Annotated in this window: 6 protein-coding genes and 1 riboswitch; all 6 genes read left to right on the forward strand. The window is 63.2% G+C overall.

The features are described from left to right. Positions 1 to 103 precede the first annotated feature (103 nt). Positions 104 to 245: riboswitch (TPP riboswitch) on the forward strand. The 6 genes from AX729_RS20795 to AX729_RS40560 all read left to right on the forward strand — a co-directional run bounded on the left by AX729_RS20795 (position 233) and on the right by AX729_RS40560 (position 6,051). Next, on the forward strand, positions 233 to 1,243 hold the full coding sequence (locus tag AX729_RS20795; RefSeq protein ID WP_061026242.1) for an FAD-dependent oxidoreductase: 1,011 nt from the start codon (positions 233 to 235) through the stop codon (positions 1,241 to 1,243). Its footprint overlaps the riboswitch before it by 13 nt. Further along, positions 1,234 to 1,431, forward strand: a complete 198-nt coding sequence (gene thiS, locus AX729_RS20800) for a sulfur carrier protein ThiS (protein ID WP_061026243.1) — start codon at positions 1,234 to 1,236, stop codon at positions 1,429 to 1,431. The genes AX729_RS20795 and thiS overlap by 10 nt, the downstream gene beginning before the upstream one ends. A 154-nt stretch (positions 1,432 to 1,585) precedes the next feature. Next, positions 1,586 to 2,368, forward strand: coding sequence for a thiazole synthase (locus AX729_RS20805; RefSeq protein ID WP_061026244.1), 783 nt, complete (start codon positions 1,586 to 1,588; stop codon positions 2,366 to 2,368). Continuing rightward, positions 2,355 to 2,963, forward strand: a complete 609-nt coding sequence (locus AX729_RS20810) for a thiamine phosphate synthase (protein WP_061026245.1) — start codon at positions 2,355 to 2,357, stop codon at positions 2,961 to 2,963. The genes AX729_RS20805 and AX729_RS20810 overlap by 14 nt, the downstream gene beginning before the upstream one ends. A gap of 180 nt (positions 2,964 to 3,143) precedes the next feature. Then, positions 3,144 to 5,042 (forward strand): phosphomethylpyrimidine synthase ThiC, encoded by a 1,899-nt coding sequence (thiC, locus tag AX729_RS20815; protein WP_061026246.1) that lies wholly within the window; start codon positions 3,144 to 3,146, stop codon positions 5,040 to 5,042. 76 nt (positions 5,043 to 5,118) lie between these two features. Next, positions 5,119 to 6,051, forward strand: a complete 933-nt coding sequence (locus AX729_RS40560; protein ID WP_197433639.1) for a hypothetical protein — start codon at positions 5,119 to 5,121, stop codon at positions 6,049 to 6,051. Positions 6,052 to 6,156: the final 105 nt, after the last annotated feature.

Raw genomic sequence — 6,156 nt, forward strand, 5'->3', positions numbered from 1 at the left:
CGGGCCTTCGCCGCGCCGAAGCGGCTTCGGCCGCGCAGGCGGGACAAGCCCGGCCATGACGACCGTTAACGCGTTGACACCGCCCGTCAGTGGCATACATTAGACCCGTTCCGAGGGGTGCTCCGAGGAGGAGCTGAGATACCGCTAAACGGGCAATGCCATTCATACCGGCTTGCCAGGACCGCGGTGACCCTTTGAACCTGATCCGGGTCATGCCGGCGAAGGGACAGGGATGTTGCAGACGACCAAGCGGCCGGATTCACCGGTATCCATCATCGGCGCGGGCATCGCAGGCGCCTGGCAGGCGTTGTTGTTCGCGCAGGCCGGCCACGCCGTGACGTTACATGAGCGCGGTGACGCTGCGATGACCGACGCCACCAGCCACTGGGCCGGCGGCATGCTCGCTCCCTATTGCGAGGCCGAGGTCGCAGAGCCCATCATCAGCCGCCTCGGCCTGCGTTCGCTCGACATCTGGCGGCGCGAGCTGCCGGATACGCCCTTCAACGGCTCGCTCGTCGTCGCCCATCCGCGCGAGCGCAACGATTTCGAGCGTTTTGCCCGCATGACCGAGGGCCACCAGCGGCTCGACGCCACGGGCCTCGCGGCGCTGGAGCCCTCGCTGGAGGGCCGATTCCGCGACGCGCTGTTCTTCCCGGCCGAGGGCCATGTCGAGCCGCGCCGCGTGCTGCCGCAGCTGCACGCGCGCATCCGCGCCGCCGGCGGCACCATCAGATTCGACAGCGACGTATCGGCCAAGGATCTCGACGGCATCGTGATCGACTGCCGCGGCATCAGCGCGCGCGACGAGCAGCCGAGCTTGCGCGGCGTCAAGGGCGAGATGATCCTGATCGAGACGAACGAGGTGCAGCTGTCGCGCCCGGTGCGGCTCATCCATCCGCGCTGGCCGCTCTACGTGATCCCGCGCGAGGACGGCCTGTTCATGCTGGGCGCGACCTCGATCGAGGCCGAGGACACCGGCGTCAGCGTGCGCTCGGCGCTGGAGCTGCTCGGCGCGGCCTATACCGTGCATCCGGCGTTCGGCGAGGCCCGCATCGTCGAGTTCGGCTCGGGCCTGCGTCCCGCCTATCCCGACAACCTGCCGCGCATCGGCGTTCGCGGCGAGAGGATCGCCGTCAACGGGCTCTACCGCCACGGCTTCTTGATCGCGCCGGCGCTTGCCGAGCTGACGCTGGCCTATGTCCAGCGCGGCCAGATCGACAACGAGGTGATGCAATGCGCGTGATCGTGAACGGTGAGCAGCGCGAGGTGAACTCCGCCAGCGTCGATGCGCTGCTGGGCGAGCTCGACTACGAGGGCACCCATTTCGCCATCGCGCTCAATTACGACGTCGTGCCCAAGAGCCGCTGGGCCGAGACGCCGCTGAAGGCCGGCGACGAGATCGAGATCATCACGCCGCGGCAGGGAGGGTGACGATGATGTTCTCGCCAAACTTCCCGCTGTCATCGCCCGGCTTGACCGGGCGATCCAGTACGCCGCGGCTTTGCGATTCCAGCCGCGCAGCCGCGGCGTACTGGGTCCCCGCCTTCGCGGGGACGACAGCTACAATCAAGGAGACACCTCCCACATGGTGACCTTCTACGGCAAAACCTTCCCCTCCCGCCTCCTGATCGGCAGCGCGCTCTACCCCTCGCCCGCGATCATGCAGGATGCGATCCGCGCGTCCGGCGCCAACATCGTGACCGTGTCGCTGCGCCGCGAATCCGCCGGCGGCAAGACCGGCGACGCGTTCTGGAAGCTGATCCGCGAGCTCGACGTCACCGTGCTGCCGAACACCGCCGGCTGCCGCAGCGTGCGCGAGGCGGTGACCACCGCGAAACTCGCGCGCGAATTGTTCGGCACCACCTGGATCAAGCTCGAGGTGATTGCCGACAACGACACGCTGCAGCCCGATGTCGTAGGCCTGGTCGAAGCCGCCGCCATCCTGACCAAGGACGGCTTCGAGGTGTTCCCCTATTGCACCGAGGACCTCTCGGTCGCGAACCGCCTGGTCGATGCCGGCTGCAAGGTGGTGATGCCGTGGGCCGCGCCGATCGGCAGCGCGAAAGGCATCACCAACCGCGATGCGCTGAAGCTGCTGCGCGACCGGCTGCCTGATATCACGCTGGTGGTCGACGCGGGCCTCGGCGCGCCCTCGCACGCCGCGCAGGCGCTCGAGCTCGGCTATGACGCCGTGCTGCTCAACACCGCCATTGCGAAAGCCGCCGATCCCGTCGCCATGGCCAATGCCTTCCGCCTCGGCGTCGAGTCCGGTCGCACCGCCTACGAAGCCGGGCTGATGAACGCCCGCGACTTCGCCTCTCCTTCAACCCCTGTCGTTGGGACCCCGTTCTGGCATGCCGTATCCTGATCGATTCTATCCCGTCGTCGACAGCCTGGCCTGGGTCGAGCGCCTGACGAAGCTCGGCGTCGGCACCATCCAGCTGCGCGCCAAGGAGCTGAACGACTCGCAGGCCCTTCAGATCGTCACCGACGCGCTGGCGATCACCAAGGGAACGCAGGCCAAGCTGGTGGTGAACGACTATTGGCGCGCGGCGGTCGTCGCCGGCGCAGAATATCTGCATCTCGGCCAGGAGGACCTTGCCGACGCGGACCTCGGGGCCATCCGCGAGGCCGGCCTCAAGCTCGGCATCTCCACCCATGACGACGCCGAGCTCGCCACCGCGCTCGCCGCAAAGCCGGATTACGTCGCGCTGGGCCCGATCTTCTTCACCACGCTCAAATCCATGCGCTTCGAGCCGCAGGGCATTCCGAAGATCACGGAATGGAAGAAGCGCATCGGCAACATCCCGCTGGTCGCCATCGGCGGCATCAAGTTCGAGCACGCCGCGGAAATCTTCGCCGCGGGCGCGGATTCGATCGCGGTCGTATCCGACGTGACGCAGAACCCTGATCCGGACGCCCGCGTGCGGCAATGGCTCGACGGTTCGAAGGAGGCCGCGTGATGCAGCCCCCGCTCCGACTCCCCACTCCACTGTCATCGCCCGGCTTGACCGGGCGATCCAGTACGCCGCGGCTTCTCGGCTTAGCCGAGCCGCTGCGGCTTACTGGATCCCCGCTTTCGCGGGGATGACAGCTGTAATCGACGCACGCGCAGCGAAACTAACGAATTAAGGAGGATCCCCATGAACATCCGCTCCAACCCGCAACAGACCGTTCCCGCCGTCACCACCGGCCCCCTTCCCTCCTCGCGAAAAATCTTCGCGACGCCTGACGCCGCGCCCGATTTGCGCGTGCCCCTGCGCGAGATCATCCTGTCCGAAGGCGCGGGCGAGCCGAACCTGCCGGTCTACGACACCTCCGGCCCCTACACCGACCCCTCCGTGACCATTGACGTCAACGCCGGCCTGCCCCGCAACCGCAAGCAATGGGTGCTGGAGCGCGGCGGCGTCGAGGAATATGAGGGCCGCCAGATCAAGCCGGAGGACAACGGCAGCGTCTCCACCGACAAGGCCGCGCGTGCCTTCTCGGCCTATCACAAGCCGCTGCGCGGCCTTCCCGGCCACAAGATCACCCAGCTCGAATTCGCCCGCGCCGGCATCATCACCAAGGAGATGATCTACGTCGCCGCGCGCGAGAACCTCGGCCGCAAGCAGCAGCTCGAGCGTGCGGAAGCAGCTCTCGCCGACGGCGAGAGCTTCGGCGCCTCCGTGCCCGCCTTCATCACGCCGGAGTTCGTCCGCGACGAGATCGCGCGCGGCCGCGCCATCATCCCCTGCAACATCAACCACAGCGAACTCGAGCCGATGATCATCGGCCGCAACTTCCTGACCAAGATCAACGCCAATATCGGCAACTCGGCGGTGACGTCGTCGGTCGAGGAGGAGGTCGAGAAGATGGTGTGGGCGATCCGCTGGGGCGCCGACACCGTGATGGACCTCTCCACAGGCCGCAACATCCACACCACGCGCGAGTGGATTTTGCGCAATGCGCCGGTGCCGATCGGCACCGTGCCGATCTACCAGGCGCTGGAGAAGTGCAACGGCGATCCCGTCAAGCTGACCTGGGAGCTCTACAAGGACACCCTGATCGAGCAATGCGAGCAGGGCGTCGACTATTTCACCATCCACGCCGGCGTGCGCCTGCAATACATCCACCTCACCGCCAGCCGCGTCACCGGCATCGTCAGCCGCGGCGGCTCGATCATGGCGAAGTGGTGCCTGGCGCATCACAAGGAGAGCTTCCTCTACACGCATTTCGACGAGATCTGCGACCTCATGCGCAAGTATGACGTCTCGTTCTCGCTCGGCGACGGCCTGCGCCCGGGCTCGATCGCGGATGCCAACGACCGCGCGCAGTTCGCCGAACTCGAGACACTCGGAGAGCTGACGAAGATCGCGTGGGACAAGGGCTGCCAGGTCATGATCGAAGGCCCCGGTCACGTGCCGATGCACAAGATCAAGATCAACATGGACAAGCAGCTGAAAGAGTGCGGCGAGGCGCCGTTCTATACGCTCGGGCCGCTGACCACCGACATCGCGCCGGGCTATGACCACATCACGTCGGGCATCGGCGCCGCCATGATTGGCTGGTTCGGCTGCGCCATGCTCTGCTACGTCACGCCGAAGGAGCATCTCGGCCTGCCCGACCGCAACGACGTCAAGACCGGCGTCATCACCTACAAGATCGCCGCCCACGCCGCCGATCTCGCCAAGGGCCACCCCGCCGCGCAATTGCGCGACGACGCCCTCTCCCGCGCCCGGTTCGAATTCCGCTGGACCGACCAGTTCAACCTCGGCCTCGATCCCGACACGGCGAAGAGCTTCCACGACGAGACCCTGCCGAAGGAAGCCCACAAGGTTGCCCATTTCTGCTCGATGTGCGGCCCGAAGTTCTGCTCGATGAAGATCACGCAGGACGTGCGGGATTACGCCGCGACGCTGAACGATCCGAACTCGGTGGGCATGTCGATGAGCGGCACGGCCGAGGATGGCATGAAGCAGATGAGCGCGAAGTTCAAGGAGATGGGCAGCAGCGTGTATCTGGATGCGGAGAAGGTGAAGGAGAGTAATCGGGTGTTGTGAAGAGACGCAACACCACTATCGTCATTTGAAGGCCGGGCCCTTCCGCCCGGCTTTTCTCGTCCCCTCTGAAACCCATATGTCATCGCGCGACTATTGCAACTTTCGAGAGCGCACCTTATTGATTCAATCAAATTTTGGGGAGGATCAATTGCCTGAGTCTGCTCCTGTGTGTGGAATAGTAATGCCGATTTCGTCAATCGACGGATGCAACGAGGCACACTGGTCCGATGTGCACGAAATACTAACTGAGGCAATAGAAGACGCCGGATTCGAAGCAAATCTAGTTAGCAATGCCGACGATGTCGGAATAATTCAGAAAAGAATCATTCAAAATCTGTATGAGAATCCGATCGTAGTATGTGATGTAAGTGGCAAGAACCCCAATGTGATGTTTGAACTTGGACTTAGACTTGCATTCGACAAGCCGACCATCATCGTGAAGGACGATAGAACTTCGTATTCTTTCGATACCGCGTCGATCGAGCACTTGGAGTATCCGCGCGATTTGCGATTCTCTCGCATCGTCGAATTCAAAGACAAGCTTGCGGAAAAGATAAAGGCAACGCACGAGCGTGCCATGTCGGATTCGAATTATACAACATTCCTGAAGCATTTTGGCGAGTTCACTGTGGTGAAGCTCGATAAGAAAGAAATACCTGGGCAGGAATTTATTCTCGAAGAGCTTGCAGCAATTCGTTTAGCGATGAATAGAGTGGAGCAGCAGCCTGCCGCCCGCTCGGCACCAGCCACATTCAACAACCGACTCAACGTTTGCATGAGGGGCATGCCCGATTTTGAGTTGGTTAAAGCGGTCAACGCGGTTCGAGAATACGAACAAGTTAAATCTGCTGAATTGGAGAATCGGGGTGATGACCACGCGCATATTATGATTCAATTCAAACCTGAGTCGGAACTGGCAAGAGCAGAAGTACGTTCGATGCTGGTAGACAAAGCACGACCATACCGCATCAAGAGCCGAGCCGCGGCATTCAAGAAAATCGCAGGCTGATGGCAATCAAGCATAAGCGCAAATTCAAACGCCGGTTGCCGGCTGCATAGCTCAGGGACGGCTCAGATTGATACGAAGCTCACCCACCGCCTCCCCGACCTCCTC

Source organism: Bradyrhizobium sp. CCH5-F6 (assembly GCF_001556045.1).
Classification (GTDB): domain Bacteria; phylum Pseudomonadota; class Alphaproteobacteria; order Rhizobiales; family Xanthobacteraceae; genus Bradyrhizobium.